The sequence below is a fragment of the Sphingomonas sp. genome, from assembly GCF_041661885.1.
Lineage (GTDB): Bacteria > Pseudomonadota > Alphaproteobacteria > Sphingomonadales > Sphingomonadaceae > Sphingomonas.
Genome location: NZ_JBAZTL010000004.1, coordinates 289814 through 315706, shown reverse-complemented (window position 1 = coordinate 315706; position 25893 = coordinate 289814). Strand labels below are relative to the sequence as shown.

23 protein-coding genes and 1 tRNA gene are annotated in these 25893 nt (G+C 65.5%); 18 read left to right on the top strand and 6 right to left on the bottom strand.

Annotation, left to right across the window (positions count from 1 at the left end; all coding sequences use genetic code 11):
• Positions 1-32: 32 nt before the first annotated feature.
• Positions 33-1340 (top strand): M20/M25/M40 family metallo-hydrolase, encoded by a 1308-nt coding sequence (locus WC704_RS10290; protein WP_372889822.1) that lies wholly within the window; start codon positions 33-35, stop codon positions 1338-1340.
• Positions 1341-1346: 6 nt separating this feature from the next.
• Here the strand turns inward: WC704_RS10290 and WC704_RS10285 are convergent, their stop codons facing one another.
• Together WC704_RS10285 and WC704_RS10280 are read right to left on the bottom strand one after the other, a co-directional pair.
• Positions 1347-2207 (bottom strand): RcnB family protein, encoded by an 861-nt coding sequence (locus WC704_RS10285; RefSeq protein WP_372889821.1) that lies wholly within the window; start codon positions 2205-2207, stop codon positions 1347-1349.
• Between the two features lie 113 nt (positions 2208-2320).
• Positions 2321-2806: a GAF domain-containing protein gene (locus WC704_RS10280; RefSeq protein ID WP_372889820.1), complete on the bottom strand. Its 486-nt coding sequence runs from the start codon at positions 2804-2806 to the stop codon at positions 2321-2323.
• Positions 2807-2902: 96 nt separating this feature from the next.
• On the opposite strand from WC704_RS10280, the gene arfB reads away from it, so the two are divergent.
• Together arfB and WC704_RS10270 are read left to right on the top strand one after the other, a co-directional pair.
• Complete coding sequence (arfB, locus tag WC704_RS10275) at positions 2903-3325, top strand: alternative ribosome rescue aminoacyl-tRNA hydrolase ArfB (protein ID WP_033967061.1); 423 nt, start codon at positions 2903-2905, stop codon at positions 3323-3325.
• 66 nt (positions 3326-3391) lie between these two features.
• Positions 3392-4702: a replication-associated recombination protein A gene (locus tag WC704_RS10270; protein WP_372889819.1), complete on the top strand. Its 1311-nt coding sequence runs from the start codon at positions 3392-3394 to the stop codon at positions 4700-4702.
• 7 nt (positions 4703-4709) lie between these two features.
• Here the strand turns inward: WC704_RS10270 and WC704_RS10265 are convergent, their stop codons facing one another.
• Positions 4710-5048 carry a YegP family protein gene (locus WC704_RS10265; RefSeq protein ID WP_372889818.1) on the bottom strand — a complete coding sequence of 113 codons (339 nt, stop codon included), beginning with the start codon at positions 5046-5048 and terminating at the stop codon, positions 4710-4712.
• A complete protein-coding gene (locus WC704_RS10260) occupies positions 5038-5292 on the bottom strand; it encodes a BrnT family toxin (protein WP_372889817.1) in 255 nt (84 codons plus the stop codon). Before WC704_RS10260 ends, WC704_RS10265 begins: the two co-directional genes overlap by 11 nt.
• A gap of 30 nt (positions 5293-5322) precedes the next feature.
• Between WC704_RS10260 and WC704_RS10255 the strand changes: the two genes are divergently transcribed.
• Together WC704_RS10255 and WC704_RS10250 are read left to right on the top strand one after the other, a co-directional pair.
• Positions 5323-6183 carry a hypothetical protein gene (locus WC704_RS10255; RefSeq protein ID WP_372889889.1) on the top strand — a complete coding sequence of 287 codons (861 nt, stop codon included), beginning with the start codon at positions 5323-5325 and terminating at the stop codon, positions 6181-6183.
• Positions 6184-6202: 19 nt separating this feature from the next.
• A tRNA-Thr gene (locus WC704_RS10250) sits at positions 6203-6278 on the top strand.
• Positions 6279-6485: 207 nt separating this feature from the next.
• Here the strand turns inward: WC704_RS10250 and WC704_RS10245 are convergent.
• Both WC704_RS10245 and WC704_RS10240 read right to left on the bottom strand, forming a co-directional pair.
• Positions 6486-9083, bottom strand: coding sequence for a TonB-dependent receptor (locus tag WC704_RS10245; protein WP_372889816.1), 2598 nt, complete (start codon positions 9081-9083; stop codon positions 6486-6488).
• A gap of 197 nt (positions 9084-9280) precedes the next feature.
• Positions 9281-10123, bottom strand: coding sequence for a PhzF family phenazine biosynthesis protein (locus WC704_RS10240; RefSeq protein ID WP_372889815.1), 843 nt, complete (start codon positions 10121-10123; stop codon positions 9281-9283).
• 186 nt (positions 10124-10309) lie between these two features.
• Between WC704_RS10240 and WC704_RS10235 the strand changes: the two genes are divergently transcribed.
• The 13 genes from WC704_RS10235 (at position 10310) to trpB (ending at position 25848) form a co-directional block, all read left to right on the top strand.
• Positions 10310-10924, top strand: coding sequence for a TetR/AcrR family transcriptional regulator (locus WC704_RS10235; RefSeq protein WP_372889814.1), 615 nt, complete (start codon positions 10310-10312; stop codon positions 10922-10924).
• Positions 10925-11252: 328 nt separating this feature from the next.
• On the top strand, positions 11253-11660 hold the full coding sequence (locus WC704_RS10230) for a hypothetical protein (RefSeq protein WP_372889813.1): 408 nt from the start codon (positions 11253-11255) through the stop codon (positions 11658-11660).
• Positions 11657-12931: an efflux RND transporter periplasmic adaptor subunit gene (locus WC704_RS10225; RefSeq protein ID WP_372889812.1), complete on the top strand. Its 1275-nt coding sequence runs from the start codon at positions 11657-11659 to the stop codon at positions 12929-12931. Before WC704_RS10230 ends, WC704_RS10225 begins: the two co-directional genes overlap by 4 nt.
• A gap of 256 nt (positions 12932-13187) precedes the next feature.
• Complete coding sequence (locus WC704_RS10220; protein ID WP_372889811.1) at positions 13188-16385, top strand: efflux RND transporter permease subunit; 3198 nt, start codon at positions 13188-13190, stop codon at positions 16383-16385.
• An 8-nt stretch (positions 16386-16393) separates the two neighbouring features.
• Positions 16394-17797: an efflux transporter outer membrane subunit gene (locus WC704_RS10215; RefSeq protein ID WP_372889810.1), complete on the top strand. Its 1404-nt coding sequence runs from the start codon at positions 16394-16396 to the stop codon at positions 17795-17797.
• A 42-nt stretch (positions 17798-17839) separates the two neighbouring features.
• Positions 17840-19066, top strand: coding sequence for a nucleotidyltransferase family protein (locus WC704_RS10210; protein WP_372889809.1), 1227 nt, complete (start codon positions 17840-17842; stop codon positions 19064-19066).
• A complete protein-coding gene (locus WC704_RS10205) occupies positions 19063-19554 on the top strand; it encodes a lasso peptide biosynthesis B2 protein (protein ID WP_372889808.1) in 492 nt (163 codons plus the stop codon). Before WC704_RS10210 ends, WC704_RS10205 begins: the two co-directional genes overlap by 4 nt.
• Before the next feature lie 58 nt (positions 19555-19612).
• Positions 19613-20305, top strand: a complete 693-nt coding sequence (locus WC704_RS10200; RefSeq protein ID WP_372889807.1) for an endonuclease/exonuclease/phosphatase family protein — start codon at positions 19613-19615, stop codon at positions 20303-20305.
• A complete protein-coding gene (locus WC704_RS10195) occupies positions 20305-22599 on the top strand; it encodes a patatin-like protein (RefSeq protein WP_372889806.1) in 2295 nt (764 codons plus the stop codon). Before WC704_RS10200 ends, WC704_RS10195 begins: the two co-directional genes overlap by 1 nt.
• Positions 22600-22691: 92 nt before the next feature.
• On the top strand, positions 22692-23015 hold the full coding sequence (locus tag WC704_RS10190; RefSeq protein WP_372889805.1) for a hypothetical protein: 324 nt from the start codon (positions 22692-22694) through the stop codon (positions 23013-23015).
• A complete protein-coding gene (gene pyrF, locus WC704_RS10185) occupies positions 23012-23686 on the top strand; it encodes an orotidine-5'-phosphate decarboxylase (protein WP_372889804.1) in 675 nt (224 codons plus the stop codon). Before WC704_RS10190 ends, pyrF begins: the two co-directional genes overlap by 4 nt.
• 52 nt (positions 23687-23738) lie before the next feature.
• Entirely contained in the window at positions 23739-24377 is a 639-nt protein-coding gene (locus WC704_RS10180) for a phosphoribosylanthranilate isomerase (protein ID WP_372889888.1), read from the top strand.
• A 241-nt stretch (positions 24378-24618) separates the two neighbouring features.
• Entirely contained in the window at positions 24619-25848 is a 1230-nt protein-coding gene (trpB, locus tag WC704_RS10175; protein ID WP_372889803.1) for a tryptophan synthase subunit beta, read from the top strand.
• The last annotated feature ends 45 nt before the right edge of the window (positions 25849-25893 follow it).

The following is a 25893-nucleotide window of genomic DNA, read 5'->3' as shown; positions in this document are numbered from 1 at the left end:
CGCTCAAGCGGGGATCGCGCCACCATGCCGCGATGCGCTTCTTCACCACCACCACCGCCGTCATCGCGACACTCGCCACCCCTGCCCTGGCGCAGGATACCACCCCAAACCCGGCCCGGCTGAAGGCCACCGTCGAAAAGCTGGTCAGCTTCGGCACGCGCCATACGCTTTCCTCCGCCGATGATCCGGTACGCGGCATTGGCGCGGCGCGGGCGTGGGTTGGCGGCGAGCTGACGCGGATCGCCGATGCGTGCGACGGCTGTATCACCGTCGCCAACATCGCGCGCACCTTCACCAACGCGCGCGCGCCGAACGGCGTCAACGTGGTGGATGTGCTCGGTTTCCAGCAAGGGCTCGATCCGAAGCGCGTCATCATCGTCGGCGCGCATATCGACAGCCGCGTCAGCGATGCGATGGATGCAACGCACGACGCCCCCGGCGCGAATGACGATGGCTCGGGCGTCGCCCTGGTGCTGGAGGCAGCGCGCATCCTGTCCAAGGAAAAATTCCGCGCGACGATCGTCTATGCGATTTTCTCGGGCGAGGAGCAGGGCCTGTTCGGCGGCACCTTGCTCGCCGAGACCGCCAAGCAGCGCGGCTGGACCATCTCCGCGATGCTCAACAACGATATCGTCGGCAACACGGTGGGGCAGAATGGCGTTCGCGTTGCCGACCGCGTCCGCGTCTTTTCCGAAGGCATTCGCGCGGCGGAGGATTTGCCGACGCAACTCGCGCGGCGCGGCAATGGCGGCGAGGACGACGGCCCGTCGCGCGCGCTCGCCAAGGCAATCGATGGGGTAGCGGGTTCGCTGCCCGGCGGGCTCGACGTATTCGTCGATCGTCGCCCCGACCGGTTCGGGCGTGGCGGTGACCATGAGCCGTTCCTGAAGCTCGGCTATCCCGCCGTGCGCTTCTCGGTCGGGGCCGAAAACTGGACCCAGCAGCATCAGGACCTGCGCGTCGAAAACGGCATTCCCTATGGCGACACCGTCGACAAGATGGATTTCCCCTATCTCGCCAAGGTCACCGCGATCAACGTCGCCACCATCCGTCGCCTCGCCGCCGCCCCCGCCGCGCCCGAGGGCGTGACGGTCGCGGGCGCGCTGAGCTTTGACACCACGGTCAAATGGAATCCCGTTGCGGGCGCCGCCGCCTATCGCATCCATTGGCGCCGCAACGACGCGCAGGACTGGCAGAAATCGACCGACGTCGCCGCCTCCGCCACCAGCACGGTGTTGAAGGACATCAGCGTCGATGACCATTTCATCGGCGTCGGCGCGGTCGCGGCGAACGGAGCGGAGAGCCTGATTACCTTCGCCGGCCCCGAACCGCGCGGCTAGGCGGCGTCAGCTCCCCTGAACCGGCTTCTCGACGCGGCAACCGCAAGTCGGTCGCCGCGCGGGGCGGTAATGCCGCTTGGGGGCACGATACACCCGCCGCGCGGCGACGTAACGCGTCCGCGATTCCTCGACATATTCGGTCGTGGTCGTCGTCGTGGTTGTTACAATCGGCGGACCCTGGATCACCACGGTCGTCGTCGGACCGGCATAATAGCCGCCCGCCGCATAGCCGCCCTGCACATAGCCACCGGTCGAATAAGTCGTAACGGTGCCGTTCTGCACGACCGGCGGCAACGAAATATAGGGCTGGCCATAGCCACCCGCATATCCGCCATAACCACCCCCGGCATAGCCAGCGCCATCCCAATCGAGCCCGTTCACCGAATCCCACACGCGCCCGCGCGCATCGACCAGCACGGCATCGTCATAATAACGATGCCAGCTATAGCCCGGCGGCGGCGGCGTGAGGCCGTAGCTGCCATAATCGCCGAGGTAGAAGCTGGGCGAGAACCAATAATGCGGTAGCGCATAGCCGCGATGCGGGCGGCGATACGCGTTCCAGCCGCCGGGCGCATTGCTCCCGCCCGACCAGCGCCCACCATTATTGCCGCCCCAGCGCGATTGCGGGGTCGGCTGCGGCGGGCGTCCCGGATAGGATTGCGCGGGATAAGGCTGTGGCGGAACGGCTTGGCCGGGATACGCGACCGGCGGCATCTGCGGCGGCGCGGGCATCGATTGCCCGGGATATGATGGCACCGGATACGGCGCGCCGACAGTGCCACCACCCTGCCCGATTCGCTGCGCCTCCGCCCCGCCCGCGCCGAACGCGGTAACCATCGTAAGGGCAGCAAGGGCTAGGGTTCGCATGGTAAACGCTCCGTCCAACGCATCACGCTTGAGAGACGCGGTGCAAATTCATTAATGGACAAGCTACCATTTTCGGCGGTTTTTCGCCATGTTCGGGTGTGTCCCGAAACGGATCACCCCGCGATGCGTGGCCCGAGCACCGCCATCAGCGCCTCGCACCCCGCCGCATCCCCGGCATCGAAGCGCGCCGGTGTCGGACTGTCGAGATCGAGCACCCCGATCAAGCGCCCGTCATGGAGGATCGGCACGACCAGTTCGGAGCGGCTCGCCGCATCGCACGCAATATGCCCCGGAAAGGCGTGAACGTCCTCGACCAATTGCGTCTTGAGCGTCGCCGCCGCCGCGCCGCACACCCCATCACCAATCGCAATCCGGATGCAGGCGGGCTTGCCCAGAAACGGCCCCACCACGAGTTCCCCACCGACCAGCCGATAGAAGCCGGCCCAGTTGAGATCGGGCAGATATTGCCAGATCAGCGCCGCGACATTGGCCATATTGGCAATCGCATCCGCCTCGCCCGTGGTCAGCGCATCGAGCGCGGACTGAAGGTCGCGGTAAAGCTCGGCCTTGCTTTCCGCCGAAATGGTAAAATCGTACATCGCTATCTCCGTCGCGCCCCATTTGGCGAAGCGTAGCGGTTGGAACAAGCCCGCAACCAATCGACCAAGCCGCGCGCATGTCTTAGGAGGCGAAACATGGTCGCCATTCCCGTCACCCGATCGATCAGCATCGACAGCGACGAGCTGCAGGAATCCTTCACCCGCGCCGGTGGGCCGGGCGGCCAGCACGTCAACACCACTGACAGCGCGGTGCTGCTGCGCTTCGATGTCGGCGCGTCGCCCTCTTTGCCCGATGCGGTGAAGAACCGGCTGGCGGTGCTGGCGGGCTCGCGTCTGACGCGCGACGGCGTGCTCGTGCTGCGCAGCGAAGGCGCACGTTCGCAATTGCTCAACCGCCAGGAAGTGCGCGAACGCCTGATCGAGCTGATCCGCGAGGCCACCATCGTCCCCAAGCGGCGCCGCCCGACCAAACCCTCCAAGGCCGCCAAAGCGAAGCGGATGGAGGGCAAGACCAAGCGGTCCACGGTAAAGTCCCTGCGGGGCCGGGTTACCGATTGAGCCCGTTGCGCGCCGGGCCATGCTGATGGGGTGGTGGGGGCAGAAAGGAGAGCCTATCTTCCCGCCATGCCCGATCTGTTTGCCACCTTCGATCCCCCCGCCACCGACCAGCCGAGCGAAACCGCGCCGCTCGCCGACCGGCTGCGCCCGACGACGCTCGCCGAGGTGGTGGGGCAGGATCACATTACCGGCCCCGAGGGCGCAATCGGGCGGATGATCGCGGCGGGTCGGCTGTCCTCGATGATCTTGTGGGGCCCGCCCGGCACCGGCAAGACGACGATCGCACGGCTGCTCGCCGATGCGGTGGGTTTGCGCTTCATGGCGATTTCGGCGGTATTCTCGGGCGTCGCCGATCTCAAGAAAGCCTTTGCCGAGGCACGCGATCACGCGAAAATGGGCAAGCGCACCTTGCTGTTCGTGGACGAAATCCACCGCTTCAACCGCGCGCAGCAGGACGGTTTTCTGCCTTATGTCGAGGATGGCACCGTCACGCTGGTTGGCGCGACCACCGAAAACCCGTCGTTCGAACTCAACGCCGCCGTGCTCAGCCGCGCGCAAGTGCTGATCCTGCACCGGCTCGATCATGCCGCGCTCGGCAAATTGCTCGACCGTGCCGAGCAGGTCGAAGCGCGCCCACTCCCGCTCACCCCGGAGGCACGCGATGCGATGATCGCCAGCGCCGATGGCGACGGTCGCTTCCTGCTCAACCAGGCGGAGACGCTGTTTGCGGTCAACCTGCCCGAACCGCTCGATCCGGCCGGACTCTCCGCCTTTCTGCAGCGCCGCGTCGCGGTGTACGACAAGGATCGCGAGGGGCATTACAACCTCATCTCCGCGCTGCACAAAGCGGTGCGCGGATCGGACCCGCAAGCCGCGCTTTATTATCTCGCGCGAATGCTGACCGCGGGCGAGGAACCGTTGTTCCTGTTGCGCCGCATGGTTCGCATGGCGGTCGAGGACATTGGCCTCGCCGATTCCAATGCGCTGACGCAGTGCCTCGCCGCCAAGGACGCCTATGATTTTCTCGGCAGCCCAGAGGGCGAATTGGCGATTGCACAGGCGTGCCTGTATCTGGCCACCGCGCCCAAATCGAACGCCGCCTACACCGCGCAAAAGGCCGCGTGGAAATCGGCGCGCGAGACGGGGTCGCTGATGCCGCCCGAGAACATCCTCAACGCGCCGACCAAGCTGATGAAGGACATCGGCTACGGCAAGGGCTATACCTACGATCACGATACGGTCGAAGGGTTTTCGGGCGCGAATTACTGGCCGGCCGAGATGGAGCCGCAAACCTTCTACGTGCCGACCGAACGCGGCATGGAAAAGCGCATCGCCGAACGCATGGCGTGGTGGGCCAGCCTGAAGGCGGGCAAATAGACTGGCTTCAGGCCGCTTTCACGTCACCCGTCAACAGTTTGGACCGCAAAGCGTCGATTGCTCGGGCGGTTGCTGCTTTGGAGGCAAAGGGCGTGGCACTAACGGCGAGTTGGGCACCATCCTTATCTTTCAGAACCCAATGCCAGCTCCCATCCTTCGATCTGAACAGGATGTAGCGCACGCCTGATGTAGAGGACGGCAAGACCTCATCGATCGCGAATGTATCGGCGTCTCCGGCCATTGCTTCTGTGATATCAGCGTCGCTCAACCCGCGCAGATGTGACCAGTCAGTACGGTCGCCTTCAATGGCCGTGTCCAAACTGATCCTGATAATATCATCGCTCATGCCGTCTTGCCCGCCGTGCGCTGATGATCCTGCGAAAGCCCTGCCGCAACGTATATATCACGCAAATCACCAGATCGTCATCGCCAATCGTTCCCAGCGCCGCCAGTCGGGTCTCGGTCGGCGTCTGGCGGCTTGCGGCAGGATCAAGGACATCACCGCGCCAGATGGTGATCGCCCGGACAAAATCGATTCCGTGTTTCGCGATATTGGACTCGCATTTGGAATCGTTCCATTCGAACTCCATCGTTAAGCGATAGCATGGATGATCGATAACATGAATCCCCGGCATTTCATGCGCTTCGCCGCGATCGATTGGTCGGGGGCCAAGGGCGCGCGCCACCCTGGCATCGCGCTGGCGCTGTGTGAAACCGGGGCCGCCGCCCCCACCCTCATCCCCCCGCCGCGCGGGGTCTGGTCGCGCGCCGACATCCTGCACTGGCTGCGTGACCAGGCGGAAACGCCGCTGCTGGTCGGCTTCGACTTCAGCTTTGCGCCGCCTTACATCTTGCGCGGTGCCTATCTGCCCGGCGAGGACACGCCGACCACCGCTCGTGCCTTCTGGGGCTATGTCGATGCCCACGCCCCCGATGCCGATCTTGGCGCCGCCTCGTTCCTTGAAGCGCGACGCGGCACGCATTTTTATCTCGGTGCACGCGACGGGACCAAGGCCGATTTCCTGCACTTTCGCCGTTGCGAAGCGCACCACAATGCCGCGGGGTTCGGCAAACCCTCGACCGTCTATGATGCAATCGGCGCAGCGCAGGTTGCCAAAGCGAGCTTCGCCGGGATGCGGCTGCTCCACCATCTCGGGCGCGACGTGCCAGTATGGCCGTTCGATTCCGCACCGGGCGCTGGCGCGTGCGTGGTCGAGATTTACACCACCATCGCCGCCCGCGCCGCCGGCGTGCGCAAGGGCTTGAGCAAATTGCGCGATCCCGCCGCACTCGATCTGGCGCTGGCGACGTTCGGCAGTGCGCCGCATGTCCCGCTGACGGTCTATAGCGATCACGCCACCGACGCGATTTTGACCGCTGCCTGGCTCCGCGCCAACGCGCTCCGAGAAGAATTTTGGCGTCCGCAGGCGCTGACAGCACAAATCGCACGCACCGAGGGCTGGACCTTCGGCATATCCTGACGCATTGAGCGTCGCACGTGCCGGCTTAGCTCAGTTGGTAGAGCGCCAGTTTTGTAAACTGGATGTCGCGGGTTCGATCCCTGCAGCCGGCACCATTTGCACCCTGCAAAAACCGGCAAACCATTCATTTTGGCAATTGAAGTGGTCAGCCATCGTACTGACCAACTGTTGGATGGCGATATCCCACACGAATCAGGCCGTGGCCGTCAGCCGCTGAGCCAAAACAATTGGCACTGCCGATCGCGTAAATTGCAGCGGCGGTGTTCCCTGGCCGAGGTCCACCGCCGCTCCAACCGACTTGCTCAATAAGCCGCCGACACCGTCAGGAACCACTGACGCGGCGCAATCGGATAGGCCGAATAACTGTTGGTGGCCGATCCAACCGACAAGGTCGATACACCCTTCTTATCCGTCAGATTGGTGACGTTGAGCGACACCTCCAGCTTGCGCAACGGCAGGATGCCGTCCGGCACCTTCGCCGCAAGCCGCGCCGAGGTCAGGAAGTAGGACCCTACGCTCGCGTCATTCGAGAAGGTGGCAAAGCGCTTGCCGACGAAATCACCGATTGCCTGCGCCTCGAACGGCCCCACGTTGACGGTGGCGACGGTCTTGTTCAGCCACTTCGGCGTACCTGGAAGCTGCTTGCCGCAGGTTGGCACCACGCCTGCAGTAACGAGATAGCCGCCGATGCACGTGCCGGTTGCGGCGCCGATCCCCGATGCGGTCGAGGTATAGTCGCTCTGATAGGTCGACAGGTTGTACGACGCCGCATTGTACAACGAGAAAGTACGACCGAAGTGCAGCGTGAACGCCGCATCGACACCATCGGTGTGGACCGAGCCAACGTTGACCAGGATCGACGTCCCACCGGTGATACCACCCCCGGCGATGCCACCCGGATTGGTGGAAATCGCCAGCAAGCGATTGCTGAACACGACATGGTAATAATTGACCTGCGCCTCCAGCCCGCTGAGCAGGCCGTTGAAGCTGCGATGGCTGCGCAGACCGCCTTCGTAGGTCCAGCTACTCTCGGGCTTGCCCTGGCGGGCGAAGGCATCGAACGCAGCCTGGCTACCGGTGAACCAGGGACCGCCACCGCCAGCGAGATAAGCCTGATACTGGCGCAGGTTCTTCTGGACGTTGAAGTAGAACTGCTCATGGTCGGTCAGGTTATAGGTCGCGCCGACTGCGGGCAGGAACCAACGCAGCGTGTTGATGCGGCCCTGCGGCAAACCGCCGGTGAGGCCGGAGAGCGACCCCAGCACCGGCTGTACCGGGAAGCGGCCATCGGCCCATTGCGCGCTGGTCTTGAAACCGGCCTGGAGGAGCAGGCGGCTGGTCGCCTGCCAGGTGTCCTGCAAATGGAGCTGCAGCTCGTTGATCCGCGCCTCGCCCTGATATTGTGTGAAAAGCGGCTGCGCGACGTCGAGCGGGCGGATGTATGGCGTACTCGTACCGGGATTGCTGGCGCTGACACCGTACCACCGCCGCCACTGGGTCGTGCTGTTATGTTCGAACCAGCCACCAAATTCGATCGTATGCGCACCGAGATTGGCGGTAATCGCCGAGATTACGCCACCGCGATCGATCCGATATTCGGTGGTGCGGGTGACGAGCCCCGACCCACCGGTGGCCGCGACCAAAGCGGCACCGGCTGCGCTCTGCTGCGCCGGCGTCAGCGCAGTGCAGGCTACCGGCGAAACGCCATTGCTGTTGCCACCGAAGCGGCAATTGCTTGGCAAGCTGGCATAGGCCGGATCGAGATACGGCTGGATCGTCGCGATCGACTGGCCAAGCGGCCCCGCGACAACACCGGCACCATCGTTATGATGATAATAGCCGGTCGTCGACCAGGTTACTTTCGACGACAGGTGCGCGTCGTAGCGCAAATAGCCGAGGAAATCGGTACGCTGCGCGTCCGAATAATAATTGCGATAATTGCTGCCCTCCGCCGCCGGGGAGTTGCCAAGCGCGCTGAGATACGAGGTGCGATAGGTGGTGAAGTCAGGGTAGAAAAATGGCTTGGTGTACGGCGTGTAAAGCTGGACCGCCGTAGCGGGCGCGGCATTGGCCGAGGGCTTGAAGAAGACGGTCGAGTCCTCGTTCGGCTGGGTGAAATCGTTATAGTCGAAATAGGCAGTCAGCTTGCCGATGCTGTCGTCATGAACGAACTTGGCGTTGACCTGATAGCCACCCTGCTTGCCATTGAAATCCCATGCCCGGGCATCCTGGCGCGCCGCGGAGACATAGGCGCTGTTCCCGCCGCCAAACGCGCCGCTGTCAATCCGCACGAAAGAGCGTGAGGCCGAGAAGCTGCCGACCGTTTGCCCGGCCTGGACGCCGAATTTCTTCTGCGGATCGGACGAGTAGGTCTCAACCGTACCGCCGAGATTGCTGTTCGATGCGGTGGCAAGATCACCCGCGCCGGTGGACACAACGACGCGCCCGACATTTTCCGAAATCACCGCGCGCTGCGGCGACAGGCCGTTATAATTGCCATAGCTCTGGTCGCCGAGCGGCAGGCCGTCGAACGTATAACCGAGTTGCGGCCCGCTAAAACCGTGGATGAAGATCTGGGCGTTCTGCTCGTTATAGCCCCACGGGTCCGCCGTGATGTAGAGCACGCCGGGCAGCGTCTCGATCGCCTTGAGCGGTGAGATGCCGGGCAGGATTTTCTGAATTTCGCTGCCGGAAAGCGCGGTCGCGGAGCGCGTTGCCTTGGCGGTGACGACGATGGTTTCGGGCAAAGCCTCATCGGTGGGTGCCGAATCGGGCGTGGCTGGCGCCGGATCGGCAACCGGAGCGGCCGGCGAAGGGGCTGCGGCATGGGCCGCGGTAAACGGCAGCCCGGCCGCCAAGCTGACGGCAAGCGCGAAGGCCGAGACGTAGGATTTGGTCATGAAGGTCCCTTTGTTTGTGCTGCTGCACCTGGCGGGGGCCCTAGGGTAACGTCATGACAGTTAGCGGACGTTTTTTTAGCAATTTCATGACACTTAGACGACAAACTTCTGACAATCGTCCGCAAGCGGGCAACGCGCGCGCGGCGGCGACCAGGTCGAACCGATCGCCGCCTTGACGGTCAGGATCGCGACCAGGATCAGCTTTGCGTCTGCCCGGCAAACAGCGTCCGCGTCGCACCCGCCACCCACACTTGCCCGGCCTCATCCTGCGAAACATGGATGCGCCCGGTCCGCCCCAGCCGCGTGCCCTGCGCGGCGATATAGGAGCCGCGCGCCCGACCGCTGGCAAACAACCACTGCCCGACCGAGGCGTTAAGGCTGCCCGTCACCGGGTCCTCGATCAGCCCACCATGCGCGTCGCTGAAGATCGCCCGCAGCTCGAATGCCACCTCGCCGCCCGGCGCGTGCGGGCCGACGATGCCGATGTCGATATGCGTCGGGTGATGCCGCGCTGGTTCGACCGCCAGCACCGCTTCTGCCGACTCGAGCATGACCGCGATCCACCCCGGACCATTGTCCGCCCAGGCCGCATCGACGATCGCCGCGCGCTCGATCCGCAACACTTCGGCGACCTCGGCGATCTCGGCTTCGCTGGGCGTGCCCCCGCGCCGCAGCGGCGGGGCGGCGAAGGCCAGACGATCCCCCGCCTGGCGAAGCACGACCAGCCCAACGCCACATTCCTGTACGATCACGCCGTCCTGCTTCGGCTGCCCGCCCGCTTCGCGCCAGGCGTGCGCGCTGCCCAGCGTTGGATGGCCGGCAAAGGGCAGTTCATGCGCCATCGTGAAGATGCGGACGCGGTAATCCGCAGCCGGGTCGGTTGGCGGCAGCAAGAAGGTGGTCTCCGAAAAATTCAGCCAACTGGCGATCGCCTGCATCTCCCCGGTCGACAGCCCCTCGGCATCGGCGATGACAGCCAGGGGATTACCGGTGAGCGGATCGGTGCCGAACACATCGACGAGGCGGAAGGGGCGGTTCACGGTCGCGGTCTCCTGTGGATGAGCACGCGCTATAGTGCGCTGCAGGCTGTCGCGCCTCTCTTCCATCCAGACAATTGCCAAGGCCTTGCGTTGACGGTGTTCTGCCCCGTTGCGGCATATCTGTATATGGTGCCCGCACAGTGCGACACTGGACCTTTCGCTGCACCGCCCTATATACCGATCGGTATGAATAGCGTTTGCTCCCCGCCTGCCACGAAAGGTCGTCCGCGCGAATTTGACGTCGATGAGGCGTTGGCGGCTGCTTTGCTGGTTTTCTGGCGCAACGGCTATGAGGCTGCGTCGATGACCGAATTGACCAGCGCGATGGGCATCACCAAGCCCAGCCTTTATGCCGCGTTCGGCAACAAGGAAGCGTTGTTCCACAAGGCGCTCGACCTCTATGAGCGCGAAAAACTGGCCTATATGAAATCCGCGCTCGAAGCGCCGACCGCGCGCGGCGTGGCCGAGCGGCTGTTTCGTGGCGCGCTCGAGATTCAGATGAGCACGTGCGACCCCAAGGGTTGCCTTGGCGTCATCAGTGCGGCGACATGCGGCGCCGAAGCCGAACCGATCAAGGCAGAGGTCATCAAGCGCCGCGCCTCTTCGGAAGCCGCGTTGATCGCGCGATTCGAGCAGGCACAGGCGGCGGGCGAATTGCCCAACGGGATGACCCCGGCCGCGCTGACGCGCTATCTGTACGCCATCCTGCAAGGTCTCGCGATCCAGGGCGGATCGGGGGCCACCTGCGAAGAACTGTCGCAGTTGGTCGAAACCAGCATGGCCGTGTGGCCGACAAAGTAAGGTCGGAAATAAATATTCCGATCGGTACAGAATGCGGTTGACGCACTGCACAACCGCTTTATATACCGACTGGTATTGAAACTGGATCCTGCCGTGGAACCGGTGCCGACAAAAGGGTCTCCGCCAATGACCGCAGCACGCATCTAAATCACCCGCCAGCGGCCGCGCCGACTGGCGATCCCAAATTTCAAGGTCGGATCACGGAAACGCGCAGCGTCTCCGGCTCCGCTTCCGCACGCCCGATGACTGGCTTGGCATGAACGCAGATGCGTTCGCGCACGATGCCGCTCGTCCACACGATCGCCAAAGACCCAAAGGGGGATTTCTCATGGCCTATCTGGACCTCGATTCCATGTTCGCCGGCCCTGTGTTCGCCGACCCTGTCACCAGCAGCGCCGCTGAAACCGCCGAACCACAAGTCGGCTTCTCGGCGCTCGAATGGAGCGTCATCGCGCTTGCACAGCGCGACACGCTGGCCAGCCTGACCGAGCCCGGCCGCATGTCGCGCGCGCTGGGCAGCTTGTTCGGGCGCGGCCCGTCCTCGCGGCTGGCCGACCCCAAGCTCGAGGCGTTGCGCCGCGCGGCGGTGCTGGCCCGCCATCGCGGGTTCGCGCTGCCCATGTCCGAAATTCATCACTTCCATTCCGTCGGCTTCAGCGAAGCGCAGATGGAAACGCTCGTCACCAGCGTGACGGGGATGCGCGTCGGCCAGACCGACCAAAGGATTGCCGCATGAACATGATTGCCCCCATCGACACCGTCCCCAACGTCGAACCTGACGCGTCGCGTCGCCCCGTAAAACGGTGGACTCGCTGGCAGAAACGCACCGCCATCATCGTGCCGATCGCCATTGCCGGCGTGATCGGCGTGAAGCTGTTCGATCATTCCGATGCGGTCGCCGCACCGCCACCACCCGCGCCCGTCACCATCGCCACCCCGCTGGTCCGCCAGATCAGCGAATGGGACGATTATGTCGGCCGCTTTGCCCCGAGCCGTTCCGTCGAGGTGCGTCCGCGCGTCGCGGGCGAAGTAACCGGCGTCCACTTCCGCGATGGCGAAGTCGTGAAGCAAGGCCAGTTGCTGTTCACGATCGACTCCCGCCCCTTTGCCGCCGCGTTGGCGGAGGCACGCGCCAATGAAGCGAGTGCGCAAAGCGCGCTGGTGCTCGCGCGCAACGATCTGGGCCGCGCAACGCGGTTGATCGCCGACGATGCGGTTTCCGCCGGTGAAGTGGACGCGCTACGCGGCAAGCTTCAGGCGGCGCAGGCGGCGCTCGCGGCAGCCCAGGCCCGCGTTCGCGCCCGCGCGCTCGACATGTCCTTCACCCAGATCCGCGCACCGATCGGCGGGCGCATCTCCGATCGCCGCGTCGATCCGGGCAATCAGGTCGCGGGCGGCGAAGGCACTGGCGGCACGGTGCTGACGACGATCAACGCGCTCGACCCGATCTACTTCACCTTCGATGGGTCGGAGGCGTTGTTCCTCAAGACGCAGCGTGCGCGCCAGCCGGGTACTGCGGCACCGGCGGTCGAGATCCAGTTGCAGGACGAGACCAGCCACCGCTGGAAGGGCAAGCTCGATTTCACCGATAACGGGCTCGACACGCGTTCGGGCACGATCCGCGGGCGCGCGGTGCTGGCCAATCCGGGTCTGTTCCTGACACCCGGCATGTTCGGCAACATGCGCCTTGCGAGTGCTGGCACCAAGCCCGCGCTGCTGGTGCCCGACGATGCGGTGCAGACCGACCAGGCGCGCAAAATTCTGCTGACGGTGGACGCCAACAATGTCGTCACGCCCAAGCCGGTGACGCTGGGCGCAGTGGTCGACGGGATGCGGGTGATCCGCTCCGGGGTTGGCCCCACCGACCGCATCATCATCAAGGGCACGCAAATGGCGATGCCCGGTGCCAAGGTCGCGCCCACGGTCGGCAAGATCGTGGTGTCGGGGGATACGGCAGCACCCACCGCACAGCCAATCGCGGGCGAGGCGACTTTGTCCGGGCATTAAGAAGATTGCGAGGATCGTTTCCAACGCACGCACCTTTCCCCGTTCGCCCTGAGCCTGTCGAAGGGCACCTTTCCAAGCGGACGCCCGCTCCCGTGGAGAGGAAGGCTTCGACAAGCTCAAGGCGAACGGGTCGGGCGCGCGGTTTGAAAACGACCCCAGCCGAATAGCAGACCGATTCATCACTGCCGTTCCACTCCTGGGCCCCGGCTTCCGCCGGGGAAGGATGGGGTGTGGCCGCCGTTTAGGAACATGCACCATGCGCTTTTCGCGCTTCTTCATCACCCGGCCGATCTTCGCCGGGGTCATCGCGGTGGTCATCACCATCGTCGGGTTGATCGCCTATCTCGGCCTGCCGGTATCGCAATATCCCGACATCGTGCCGCCGACCGTAACCGTCAGCGCGGTCTATCCCGGGGCTTCGGCAGAGACCGTCGCGGAAACCGTCGCCGCGCCGATCGAGCAGGAAATCAACGGCGTCGACAACATGCTGTACCAGTCGTCGCAATCGACCGGCGACGGCAAGCTGACGATCACCGTCACCTTCAAGATCGGCACCAACCTCGATGCAGCGCAGGTGCTGGTGCAGAACCGCGTCGCGGTCGCGGTGCCGCGCCTGCCCGAGGAGGTGCAGCGCCTGGGCGTGGTTACGCGGAAAACCAGCCCCGACTTCCTGATGGTGGTGAACCTCGTCTCGCCCGATGGCTCGCTCGATCGTGGGTATATCTCCAATTACGCGCTGACGCAGGTGCGCGATCGCCTGAGCCGCATCGACGGCGTCGGCGATGTGCAATTGTTCGGCGCGCGCGATTATTCGATGCGTATCTGGATCGACCCCGGCCGCGCCGCTGCGCTCGATCTGACCGCAGGCGAAATCGTCGCCGCCTTGCGCGCGCAGAACGTCCAGGTTGCAGCGGGCACGCTCGGCCAGCCGCCTTATGCAACGGGCAACGCGTTCCAGCTCAACGTCGAGACGCAAGGCCGCCTGACCGACCCCCAGCAATTCGCCGATGTGGTCATCCGCACCGACAAGGACGGTCGCCAGGTCAAGGTATCGGATGTCGCCCGCGTCGAGCTTGGCGCGCAGGATTATGGCGCCAACACCTATATCAGCGGCAAGCCAACCGTCATCGCCGCGGTGTTCCAGCGTCCCGGCTCCAACGCGCTCGCCGCCGCGCAAGCGGTGTCGGCGGAAATGGAGGCGATGTCGAAAAAATTCCCCAAGGGCCTCGCCTACCGCGTCATCTACAACCCAACCGAGTTCATCGCCCAGTCGATCGATGCCGTGAAGCACACGCTGCTCGAGGCGATGATCCTCGTCGTGCTCGTCATCCTCGTTTTCCTCCAGAAATGGCGCGCGGCGATCATCCCGATCGTGGCGATCCCGGTCTCGCTGATCGGCACCTTCGCGGTGCTGGCGGCGGTCGGTTATTCGCTCAACAATCTTTCGCTGTTCGGACTGGTGCTGGCGATCGGCATCGTCGTCGATGACGCGATCGTCGTGGTCGAGAATGTCGAGCGCAACCTCGAACACGGGCTCTCGCCATTGGAGGCAGCGCGCAAGTCGATGGACGAAGTGTCGGGCGCGCTCGTCGCGATCGTGCTGGTGCTGTGCGCGGTGTTCATCCCGACGGTGTTCCTCACCGGCCTGTCGGGTGCCTTCTATCGCCAGTTCGCGGTGACGATCTCGACCGCGACGGTCATCTCGCTGCTGCTGTCGCTGACGCTGTCGCCCGCGCTTGCGGCGATGCTGCTCAAGCCGCACGCCCCGGCGGATTCGGGTGGGCGCATCACGCGCTTCGTCCGTCGCGCAGGCGACGCCTTCAACCGCACCTTCGAGCGGATGAGCGTCGCTTATGGCACCCTCACCCATCGTCTCGTCACCGCGCCGCGCAAGATGATGCTGGCCTATGGCGCGCTGATCGCGCTCACCGCCTTCGTCTTCACCGTCACCCCCTCGGGCTTCGTGCCCGCACAGGATCAGGGCTACTTCCTCACCGTCATCCAGCTACCGCCCGGCTCCTCGGTCGAGCGTACCGATGCCGTGATGCAGAAGGTCGCCAAGCGCATCCTGCCGCTCGCCGGGGTCAAGGGCGCGGTGATGCTCGCCGGGTTCGACGGACCGTCGCAAACGCTCGCCCCCAATAGCGCCGCCGCCTACATCCCGCTCAAAAGCTTCGAGGAACGCCAGAAACTCGGCGTCACTTTCGCCGGGATCATGGCCGAGGCGCAGAAAGCCACCGCCGACATCAACGAAGCGCGGCTGCTGATCGTTCCGCCCCCGCTGATCCAGGGGATTGGCTCGGCCGGTGGCTATCGCATGATGGTGCAGGACCTGCAGGGGCATGGCTATCCCGAAATGGGCAAGACCGCGTATGGCCTGATCGGCCAGGCCAATCAGACCAAGGGCCTTGCCCAAGTCTATACCTTCTTCGATACCGCCACCCCGCGCATCTTCGCCGATGTCGATCGTACCAAGGCCAATCTGTTGGGCGTACCGCCCGAGCGCGTGTTCGAGGCGCTGCAGGTCTATCTCGGCTCGGCCTTTGTCAATGATTTCAACCTGCTCGGGCGCACCTATCGCGTGACGGCACAGGCCGATGCGCCGTTCCGCAACACCACCGCCGACATCGCCAATCTGAAGACCCGCTCGAACACCGGGCAGATGGTGCCGATCGGATCGGTCTCGACCTTCCGTGACAAGACCGGGCCATACCGCGTCGTGCGCTACAATTTGTTCCCGGCAGTCGAGGTCGATGGCGACACCGCCAGGGGCTATTCCTCAGGCCAGTCGCTGGTTGCAATGGAGAAGCTCGCCGACTCGACCTTGCCGACCGGCTATGCGCATGAATGGACCGGCATTGCCTTCCAGCAGAAATCGGCGGGCAGCACGGCGGGCCTCGTCTTCGGCATGGCGGTGCTGTTCGTCTTCCTCGTGCTCGCCGCGCAATATGAGAGCCTGACACTGCCGCTTGCGATCATCCTGATCGTGCCGATGTGCCTGCTGGCAGCAATGACCGGGGTGAACCTGCGCGGCATGGACAATAACGTCCTCACGCAAATCGGCCTCGTCGTGCTGATCGCGCTCGCCGCCAAGAATGCGATCCTCGTGGTCGAATTCGCCAAGCAGGCCGAGGAGCAGGACGGCCTGTCGCCAGTCGAGGCGGCGGTGCGCGCCGCACGCGACCGGTTGCGCCCGATCCTGATGACCAGCTTCGCCTTCATCCTGGGGGCCGTGCCACTGGTGATTGCCGAAGGTGCTGGTGCTGAATTGCGCCAGGCACTCGGCACGGCGGTGTTCTTCGGGATGATCGGCGTCACCGGCTTCGGCCTGCTCTTCACCCCCACCTTTTACGTCGTCGCGCGGGCGCTGGCGAAGCGGCTCGAACGCCGCGCCGCCGCCCCTGCCGCGACCGATGGCCCCGCTGCCGCGCCTGCGCTGCAGCCAGCCGAATAGGAACGATCATGAAAGCCGCCCTCCTCACCAGCCTCTCCGCGCTCGCGCTCTCGGCTTGCGCCGTCGGGCCCAACTATGTCGCGCCGATCGCGCCACCAAGCGCCACCGCGCCGTTCGTCACCGCCAATGCGGCGACCGTCACCACGCCCGCAGACCAGAATTGGTGGCGGATGTATCGCGACCCGGCGCTCGATGCGCTGGTCGCCGATGCGCTTGCCGCCAATACCGATGTGCGCGTCGCGGTGGCGCGGCTCGATGCGGCCAGGGCGTCGCTGCGCGGCGCGCGGTCCGACCGCTTGCCGCAAGTGACCGCAGGCGCGAGCGGCACCTATGGCCGCTTGCCGCAGTCGCAGCGCCTGCCCGGCAGGAACCAGGAAGCGGCGGTGTTCGATACCGGGCTCGAAATCTCCTATGAAGTCGATCTCGCCGGGCGGGTCCGCCGCACTATCGAAGCGGCACGCGGCGATGTCGCAGCCTCCGCCGCCGATGCCGATGCGGTGCGCGTATCGATCGTCGCCGCCACCACACGCGCCTATGTCGACGCCGCCGCCGCTGCCGAGCGGCAGGCGGTGGCCGAACGCATCGTCGCCCTGCTGAGCAAATCCGCCGAACTGACCGGCAAGCGCGTCGATGCCGGGCGCGCGACCAAATTCGATTATGTCCGCATCGCGACGCTGCGCGACCAGCGCGCCGCGCTCGTGCCCGCAATCATAGCGGAGCGACAGGCGGCCTTGTTCCGCCTCGCAACGCTCACGGGCCGCACCCCGCAGGAACTGCCTGCTGCGGCAAGCGCCCGCACCACCACGCCGCGGCTCGACCAGCCAATCCCGGTCGGTGACGGTGCCGGACTCATCGCGCGCCGACCTGACGTGCGCGCCGCCGAACGCCGCCTCGCCGCCGCCACCGCGCGGATTGGCGTCGCGACCGCCGACCTGTATCCGCATATCACGCTTGGCGGATCAGGCGGGGTGACGGGGTTGTCGCTGGACAACCTGTTCACCGGCGGCCCGGTGCGCTGGCTGGTCGGTCCGTTGCTCAACTGGTCGCTCAACCCGTCCGCCGCCCGCGCCCGAATTGCCGGCGCGCAAGCGGAAACGCGCGGCGCGCTCGCCAGCTTCGATGGCAGCGTGCTCGCGGCGCTTGAGGAAACCGAAACCGCGCTATCGACCTATGCCCGCGAGCTCGACCGGCGCGCGCAACTGCAATCGGCGCGCGACAATGCCGAGACGGCGGCGCGCATCACCCGCGCGCGCCAGCGTGAGGGAACGATCGACTTCCTCGAAGTGCTCGACGCCGAACGCACCTTCGCCGATGCCGATGCCGAAGTGGCCGCCGCCGACGCGCGCATCGCCGACGCGCAAATCGACCTGTTTCGCGCGCTTGGAGGCGGTTGGCAGACGCAGGCACACTAAGCACCTCTTTCCCAATCGGCGCGAAATCCCTAACCGGGTGCGGTGACCGTCCCCGCTGACCCCGAGTTTCTTCTCGCTGCCGCCTGTTGCCGCTGGCCGCCCTCCCCCGCGCGCGACGCCGAGGTGCAGCGCGCGGCGGCGGGCGTCGATTGGGCGCGCTTCGGCCAGGTCGTCCAACGCCAGCGTATCGCGGGCCTTGTCGATCTCGCTCTCAAAACTGCGGGCATCGCAGTGCCTGTGGCGATCGCCGCCATGATCGGCCAGCAGGCGAAACGAATCGCCTTTCACAACCTGTTCGCCGCCGCAGAAACCGCGCGGGTTATGCGGCTGATCGAGGCGGCGGGGTATCCCGTGTTGACGGTGAAGGGCGTCGCGCTGGGCGCGCGCGCTTATGGGTCGATCGCGCTGAAGCACAGCAAGGATATCGACCTGTTGATCCTGCCCGAACATGTCGGGCCGGTGCTGGCCCTGCTGGAAGCGGATTCTTATCGGCTGGTCGCCCCGGCGACGACGCTCAGCGCGGCCCAACGCGCCCTGTTGCCGCGGTACGGCAAGGATGCGACGCTGGCGCGGGTGAACCATGCGATGCAGATCGAACTGCACTGGCGGCTGATCGGCAATACCGCGATGCTGCCCGGCGTCACCGCGCGCGCGCCAGCCGATCCGGTCGGGCTTGGCGGCGACATGGTGGTGCCGACATTGAACGCGCCTGATCTCTATGCCTATCTGGTGGTTCACGGTGCGATCGACGGCTGGTCACGCATGAAATGGATCGCCGACGTCAACGCCTGGCTGGCACCGCTGCCGCCCGCCGAAATCATCGCCCTGCATCACTCTGCCGTCGCGCGCGGCGTCGGCCCGGCGTCTGCCCAGGCGCTGTTGCTGATGGCGGAGTTGTTTGGCCTGGCGCTGCCCGAGACGTTCGTGCGCACGTTGACACGATCGCGGCGTGTGCGGACGCTGGTGGCAGGGGCGTATCACCTGATGGCGGTTCCCGATGGTGCCCGGGAAATCGCCCACTGGCGTGGCGGGCAAATGCGGGCATTGGCGATGCAAACGCTGTTGCGGTACAGCCCGCATTATCAATGGCAGATCGTGAAATCCGTCCTCTATATGCAGGCCGATATGTATCAGAGCAAAATCCCGCCCGCGCTCTACGGCTTCTATCCCGCGATCCGCATTCCGGCGTGGCTGATCGAGCATGTCGGTCGGATCGGTGCCCGCTTGTTCGGCGGAAAGGCGGGCACGCAACGGACCCCGGCACCATGACCGCCCCCCGCGCCAAAGTCTGGCGGCGGATGCGGCATCGGCTGCGGCGGCTTTCGCAAGTTGGCCTGCGCGATCACGCACTGTTGGCGGAGGCGAGCGTGCGGTTGCTCGTTGCCAAAATTGCGATCAAAAGCGTACCATTCGCGCGCATTGCCCCAAGCATGGGCGAACTCATTAGCCCACCGCAGGCACAAGCCAAGGCGGTGGCCAGCCCGGCGAGCGCGCACGACCTGGCCGTGGCCCGCACAATCGGCTGGGCAGTGACGCGCGCCGCGCGACACCTGCCGTTCGAGGCGGTATGCTTGCCGCAGGCGATGGCCGCCCACGCCATGCTGCGCAAACGCGGGATTTTCAGCATCGTCCATTTCGGCACGGCACGCGCCGAATCGAACCCGCTCTCCGCCCATGCCTGGGTGAATGTGGAAGAGGTGGAGGTTACCGGTTATCCGGTCGGTCCGGAATTTACCGAGATTGCGTGTATTGCATGAAACGCCCGCGCCGGTCGGAAGCGCGATTGCGCGCTGATCGACCGGGGGTGACTGCGCGATGATCAAGGTCGTCAGCTACAATATGCACAAGGGCATCGGCCTCGACCGCCGCCGCGACCCGCGCCGTATCGTCGATGTCCTGCGCGAAATCGATGGTGATGTGGTCGCCCTGCAAGAGGCGGATCGTCGCTTCGGCACCAAGGCACAGGTGATCCCGCACGCGCTGGTCGAGGATCATTCGCCGTGGCACGCCGTCTCCTTCGGGCATGATCGGGCGAGCATGGGGTGGCACGGCAATGCGATGCTGGTGCGCAAGGGGAGCACGGTCCGCGCCGCCACGTCGCTGCATTTGCCCGCGCTCGAACCGCGCGGTGCGATCCGCGCGGATGTGGTCGTGGGTGCGGCTGCGATCCGTATCCTCGGGATGCACCTCGATCTGTCGGGGCTGTGGCGCAGGCGGCAGGCGCGCGCGATCCTTGCCCATATCGACGCCTGCCCCGCTCCGCTGCCGACGGTGCTGATGGGCGACCTCAACGAATGGACCGCGCGCGGCGGCTGTCTGCACGATTTCGGGCGCGACTATCCGAGCGTGCCGACCGGCCCGAGCTTCCACGCGCGCCGCCCGGTCGGGCGGCTCGACCGGATCATGACGCGCGGGTTTCGCGTGCTCGGCTGCGGCGTGCATGACAGCGCGCTGGCGCGGCGCGCATCGGATCATCTGCCGATCTGGGCAATGCTGGAGCCTTTGTGATGCGCGAAAAGGAACTCCGCCTTGCGCTCGTCTGCTATGGCGGGATCAGCCTGGCGGTGTACATGCACGGCATCACCAAGGAAATCTGGCGGCTGGCGCGCGCCAGCCACGGTTTCCACACCGCAACCCCGCCCGTTGGCGGCAGCGAGGGCGTCTATCGCACGCTGCTGGAGGAAATCGAGGCCGAGACCGGGCTGCGGCTGCGTGTGTTGATCGACATCATCGCCGGGGCGAGCGCGGGTGGCATCAACGGCGTGTTCCTGGCGCAGGCGATCAGTGCCGGGCAAAGCCTGGAGCCGCTGACCGACCTGTGGCTCGATTCGGCCGATGTCGAGGCACTGGTCGATGAAAAGCAGGCCCCGGCCCACCCGATGACCAAGATCTGGGCGCTCCCGCTGGCATGGATGGCGGCGCGGCGCAGCACCGATGGCATCGATGCGACGGTCGAGCCCGGTGCGCGCGACGAAGTCCGCGCGAAACTGTCGCATTTCGTGCGTTCGCGCTGGTTCGAGCCGCCGTTCGGCGGCGAACGCTTTACCGGGCTAATCCTCGATGCGCTCGATGCGATGGCGGCGGCCCCGCATGAGCCGCGCCTGCTGCCCGATGGCCAGCCGCTCGACCTGTTCGTCACCGTTACCGATTTTCGCGGCCACCCCGAACGGCTGCGCCTCAATTCGCCGCCCGAAGTGATCGAAACCGAGCACCGCGTGGTCGTGCCCTTCACCGATCACGGCCTCGCTTCGGAAACGCTGGCACACCCCGCCGAACTCGCCTTCGCGGCGCGCGCGACCTCCAGCTTTCCGGGCGCCTTCCCGCCCTTCATGGTCGGCGAGCTCGATCGCGTGCTGCAGGCGCGCAAGGTGCCGTGGATCAACCGTGCCGCTTTCCTGAAGCGCATATTGCCGCGCCAGGCCGCCGCCAACACCGCCGACAATGCCGTGCTGATCGATGGCTCCGTGCTCAACAACGCGCCGTTCCGCCCCGCAATCGAGGCACTGCGCGAACGGCCCGCGCGGCGGCAAGTCGACCGGCGCTTCGTCTATATCGATCCGCATCCGCGCGGTGGCTTCGGCTTCGGATCGACCAAGGCGGGTGCTCCGGGCTTTTTCCAGACGATCATCGGCGCGATTTCGGAACTGCCGCGCCAGCAGCCGATTCGCGACAATCTCGAGGAAATCGCCGAACGGTCGGGACGGATCGAACGGATGCGCGCAATCATCGCCGCAATCCGGCCCGAGGTGGAAAAGCAGGTCGAGGCGCTGTTCGGCTACACGCTGTTCCTCGATTCGCCGACACCCGCGCGGCTCGCGGCATGGCGGCAGCGCGCGCAGACCGCCGCCGCCAAGAGCGCAGGCTATGGCTATGCCGCTTATGGCCACCTCAAGATCAACGGCGTGGTCGAGACGATTACCGATTTGCTGCATCACGCCGGGGGCGAGCCGGGTCCGCAGCGCTGGCGCGGCATTCGTCGCCACATTGCTGAAGCGGTGAGCGCGCGCGGTTTCGACGACATGCAGCCGAGTTTCTCGGGCGGGGCGAGCGCGACCACGATCGGCTTCCTGCGCACCTTCGATCTCGGTTTTCGCCTGCGCCGCCTGCGTTTGCTCGCACGGCGCATCACCGATCTCGAAGGCGACCAACCCGAGGCCGAGCTCGATCCGCTCCGCGAGGCGATCTATATGAGCCTTGCCGACTATCTCGAATGCAAGCGCACCGAACGCTATCTCGCCTTGGGCAAGGATGTGCGGTTGCTGCGCGGCAATGCCGGGCCGTTGCTCGACAAGCTTGGCGCCGCGATGGACCTGAGGGCGCTCGACCTGCGCACCGAGGAACGCCTCGCCACTGCCTTTGCCGGGTTGGGGCGTGAGATCAAGCGGCCGATCCTGCTCAGCTATCTCGGCTTTCCCTATTTCGACGTCGCCACGCTGCCGTTGCTGCAAGGCGAAGGACTCGACGAATTCGATCCAATCAAGGTGGATCGCATTTGTCCCGACGACGCCACCGGTATCCGCAGCGGTGGCGCAGAGGCGACGTTGAAGGGCATTCAGCTTAACAGTTTCGGCGCGTTCTTCAGCCGCGCTTACCGCGAGAATGATTATCTGTGGGGGCGGCTCCACGGCGCCGAACGCCTGATCGACATCGTAGTGTCGGCAATCGACCCCGCGCGCACGCTCAAGCCCGGTCGCACCGCCGCGATCAAGCGTGCGCTGTTTCTCGCCATCCTCGACGAGGAAGAGCCCAAGCTGAAGACGATCCCCGCCCTGTTCGAAACGCTGCGCCACGAAATCGGGTAGCGCCCCTTTCTTTCTCCCCTCCCTGAAAGGGAGGGGAGAAGCGATGAGGAAGCAGGCTGGCAATCGTGACGCGTTCGCACTAACCTCCCCGTATGCAATTCCTGAAAATCCTCTTCTGGTGCCTCATCGCCTTCATCGCGGCGATCTTCACGCTGGAAAACTGGACCAGCGTCACCATCCAATTGTGGGGCGGAGTCGAGGCGCTTATCAATTTGCCGCTGCTGCTGTTGCTGACCTTCCTCGCCGGGCTGCTGCCCACGCTCGCCTGGCATTCGACGCTGCGCTGGCGTTTACGCAACCGCCTCGCCACCGCCGAGCGCACGCTCGCCGACCTGCGTGCGGCAATGGCCCCGCCGCCCGCGCCCCCGCAATCGCCCGACTCCGTCGCCACGCCCGCATCGGAGCAGGCAGCGTGAGCAACCGTCTGTTCGTCGCGCTCGACACGCCCGAGCTGGACAAGGCACGCGCGCTGGCATCCAAGGTCCGCCACCATGTCGGCGGCATCAAGCTGGGCCTTGAATTCTTCATGGCCAATGGCCGCAGCGGCGTGCGCGACATGGCCGAACTCGGCCTCCCGATCTTCCTCGACCTGAAACTGCACGACATTCCCAACACCGTCGCCAAGGCGATCATGGCTTTGCGCGGGCTCGATCCCGCAATTCTGACCGTCCACGCCGCCGGGGGTCGCGCGATGCTGGAGGATGCCAAGGCCGCCGCCCCGCTCGGCACCAAGGTCGTCGCGGTGACGACGCTGACCAGCCTCGACGGGGCCGACCTGAAATCGATCGGCTGTTCGGGCGACCCGCACGAACAAGTGCTGCGGCTGACCGAATTGGCGCGCGATGCGGGTGTCGATGGCGTGGTGTGCTCGGGCGAAGAAGTCGCCGCCGCGCACAAGCTGTGGCCCAAGGGCTTCTTCGTTGTGCCAGGCGTGCGCCCGGCGGGCGGTGTCGTCGGCGACCAGAAGCGTGTCGTCACACCGCGCGCGGCGGTGGATGCCGGCGCGTCAATTCTCGTCATTGGTCGCCCGATTACCCAGGCCGAAGATCCCGACCTTGCCGCACGCGAGATTGCCGGGACTTTGTAATCGGGCCCGGCACGGCTTGAACTTGGCGGCACATGCGCCGATGAACGCGGCCATGCCCGTTACCGCCAAAATCTGCGGCCTCAGCACGCCCGAAACGCTCGATGCCGCGATTGGCGGCGGCGCGAGCCATGTCGGCTTTGTGTTCTTCGCCCCCTCCCCGCGCAACCTCTCGCATGGCCGCGCGGCACAGCTTGCGGCGCGCGTACCCGGCCATGTTGCGCGCGTCGGCGTGATGGTGAACCCCGACGATGCGCTGGTCGACCAGGCGATTGCCGCCGGGCAGCTCGAAGTGCTGCAATTGCACGATACGCCGCCAGCCCGCGCCGCCGCGATCAAGGCGCGCAGCGGCCTGCAAATCTGGGCAGCGGTGGCGGTGCGCACCCGTGCCGATCTGGCGCTGGCCGAAACCTTTGGCGGTGTCGCCGATCATATCCTGTACGACGCCAAGACCCCGCCCGGTGCGGCGCTGCCGGGGGGCATGGGCGTGCGCTTCGACTGGCATCTGCTCGAAGGTTTCCGGCATCCGCTGCCCTGGGCGCTGTCGGGCGGGCTCGATCCGGTGAACGTCGCCGAGGCGGTGGCGGTGACCGGGGCGACGCTGGTCGATGTCTCCTCGGGCGTCGAAAGCACAGCCGGAATCAAGGACGCGACCAAGATCCGCGCGTTTCTGGAGGTCGTGCGCGACCTCTAATCGCGCGAACAAAGAAGAAGGTTTGCTCGCGCGGAGGCGCGGAGACGCGGAGATGTTCGCCCGGCTAGGGCCCGCGTAAGCGCCTACGAAATCCCTGCGTCTTGCTTGCGCGAGGGCTGCTTCGCAGCAAGCACACCATCTCCGCGCCTCCGCGCCTCCGCGCGAACAAACCTCACGTCTCTTCTGCTTCGTGCCTTCGCGCCACGCTCGACACACCCGCCCGAGATGCTAAACGCACCCCATGAACGCCCCCAACTCCTTCCGCACCCAGCCTGACGAGCGCGGGCATTTCGGTGAATTCGGCGGCCGCTATGTCGCCGAGACGCTGATGCCGCTCGTGCTGGAACTCGACACCGCCTATCGCACGGCCAAGGCCGACCCGGCCTTCAAGGCGCAGTTCGACGATCTGCTCGAACATTATGTCGGCCGCCCCAGCCCGCTTTATTATGCCGAACGGCTGACCGAGGCTTTGCGCGAAGGCGCACCCGAAGGTAAAGGCGCGCAAGTGTGGTTCAAGCGCGACGAGCTCAATCACACCGGCGCGCACAAGATCAACAATTGCATCGGGCAGATCCTGCTCGCGATGCGCATGGGCAAGACGCGCATCATCGCCGAGACGGGCGCTGGCCAGCACGGCGTTGCCACCGCCACCGTCTGCGCGCGCTTCGGCCTGCCGTGCGTGATCTATATGGGCGCCAAGGATATCGAGCGGCAGGCGCCCAACGTGTTCCGCATGAAGCTGCTGGGTGCCGAAGTACGCCCGGTGACGAGCGGATCGCATTCGCTGAAGGATGCGATGAACGAGGGGATGCGCGACTGGGTCGCCAACGTCCACGACACGTTCTACATCATCGGCACGGCGGCAGGCCCACACCCCTACCCCGAAATGGTCCGCGATTTCCAAAGCGTGATTGGCATTGAGGCGCGCGCGCAGATGCTCAGCCGCATCAACCGCTTGCCCGATTTGCTGGTCGCGGCGATTGGCGGCGGATCGAACGCGATCGGGCTGTTCCACCCCTTCCTCGACGATGGCGACGTGATGATGCTCGGCGTCGAAGCCGCCGGGCGCGGGCTCGACAAGGAACATGCCGCCAGCCTCGCCGGTGGCGCGCCGGGCATCCTCCACGGCAACAAGACCTATTTGCTGCAGGACGAAGACGGCCAGATCACCGAGGCGCATTCGATCTCGGCCGGGCTCGATTATCCGGGCATCGGGCCCGAGCATAGCTGGCTGCACTCGATCGGCCGGGTCGAATATACCGCGATCACCGATACCGAGGCGCTGGATGCGTTCCAGTTGCTGTGCCGGACCGAGGGCATCATCCCCGCGCTGGAGCCGTCCCACGCCATCGCGGCGGTTGCGAAACGCGCGCGCGAAATGGACAGCGACCAGATCATCCTGGCGAATTTGTGCGGGCGTGGCGACAAGGATATCTTCACCGTCGCGGAAGCGTTGGGGGTGGCGATATGAGCGCAAAAGCCCTCTCCCCTTCAGGGGAGAGGGTTGGGAGAGGGG

Bases quoted from the DNA above. Each gene is read 5' to 3' on its own strand.
- WC704_RS10290 (WP_372889822.1), top strand. From the start codon at position 33: ATGCGCTTCTTCACCACCACCACCGCCGTCATCGCGACACTCGCCACC.
- WC704_RS10285 (WP_372889821.1), bottom strand. From the start codon at position 2,207: ATGCGAACCCTAGCCCTTGCTGCCCTTACGATGGTTACCGCGTTCGGC.
- WC704_RS10280 (WP_372889820.1), bottom strand. From the start codon at position 2,806: ATGTACGATTTTACCATTTCGGCGGAAAGCAAGGCCGAGCTTTACCGC.
- arfB (WP_033967061.1), top strand. From the start codon at position 2,903: ATGGTCGCCATTCCCGTCACCCGATCGATCAGCATCGACAGCGACGAG.
- WC704_RS10270 (WP_372889819.1), top strand. From the start codon at position 3,392: ATGCCCGATCTGTTTGCCACCTTCGATCCCCCCGCCACCGACCAGCCG.
- WC704_RS10265 (WP_372889818.1), bottom strand. From the start codon at position 5,048: ATGAGCGATGATATTATCAGGATCAGTTTGGACACGGCCATTGAAGGC.
- WC704_RS10260 (WP_372889817.1), bottom strand. From the start codon at position 5,292: ATGGAGTTCGAATGGAACGATTCCAAATGCGAGTCCAATATCGCGAAA.
- WC704_RS10255 (WP_372889889.1), top strand. From the start codon at position 5,323: ATGAATCCCCGGCATTTCATGCGCTTCGCCGCGATCGATTGGTCGGGG.
- WC704_RS10245 (WP_372889816.1), bottom strand. From the start codon at position 9,083: ATGACCAAATCCTACGTCTCGGCCTTCGCGCTTGCCGTCAGCTTGGCG.
- WC704_RS10235 (WP_372889814.1), top strand. From the start codon at position 10,310: ATGAATAGCGTTTGCTCCCCGCCTGCCACGAAAGGTCGTCCGCGCGAA.
- WC704_RS10230 (WP_372889813.1), top strand. From the start codon at position 11,253: ATGGCCTATCTGGACCTCGATTCCATGTTCGCCGGCCCTGTGTTCGCC.
- WC704_RS10225 (WP_372889812.1), top strand. From the start codon at position 11,657: ATGAACATGATTGCCCCCATCGACACCGTCCCCAACGTCGAACCTGAC.
- WC704_RS10220 (WP_372889811.1), top strand. From the start codon at position 13,188: ATGCGCTTTTCGCGCTTCTTCATCACCCGGCCGATCTTCGCCGGGGTC.
- WC704_RS10215 (WP_372889810.1), top strand. From the start codon at position 16,394: ATGAAAGCCGCCCTCCTCACCAGCCTCTCCGCGCTCGCGCTCTCGGCT.
- WC704_RS10205 (WP_372889808.1), top strand. From the start codon at position 19,063: ATGACCGCCCCCCGCGCCAAAGTCTGGCGGCGGATGCGGCATCGGCTG.
- WC704_RS10200 (WP_372889807.1), top strand. From the start codon at position 19,613: ATGATCAAGGTCGTCAGCTACAATATGCACAAGGGCATCGGCCTCGAC.
- WC704_RS10195 (WP_372889806.1), top strand. From the start codon at position 20,305: ATGCGCGAAAAGGAACTCCGCCTTGCGCTCGTCTGCTATGGCGGGATC.
- WC704_RS10190 (WP_372889805.1), top strand. From the start codon at position 22,692: ATGCAATTCCTGAAAATCCTCTTCTGGTGCCTCATCGCCTTCATCGCG.
- WC704_RS10180 (WP_372889888.1), top strand. From the start codon at position 23,739: ATGCCCGTTACCGCCAAAATCTGCGGCCTCAGCACGCCCGAAACGCTC.
- trpB (WP_372889803.1), top strand. From the start codon at position 24,619: ATGAACGCCCCCAACTCCTTCCGCACCCAGCCTGACGAGCGCGGGCAT.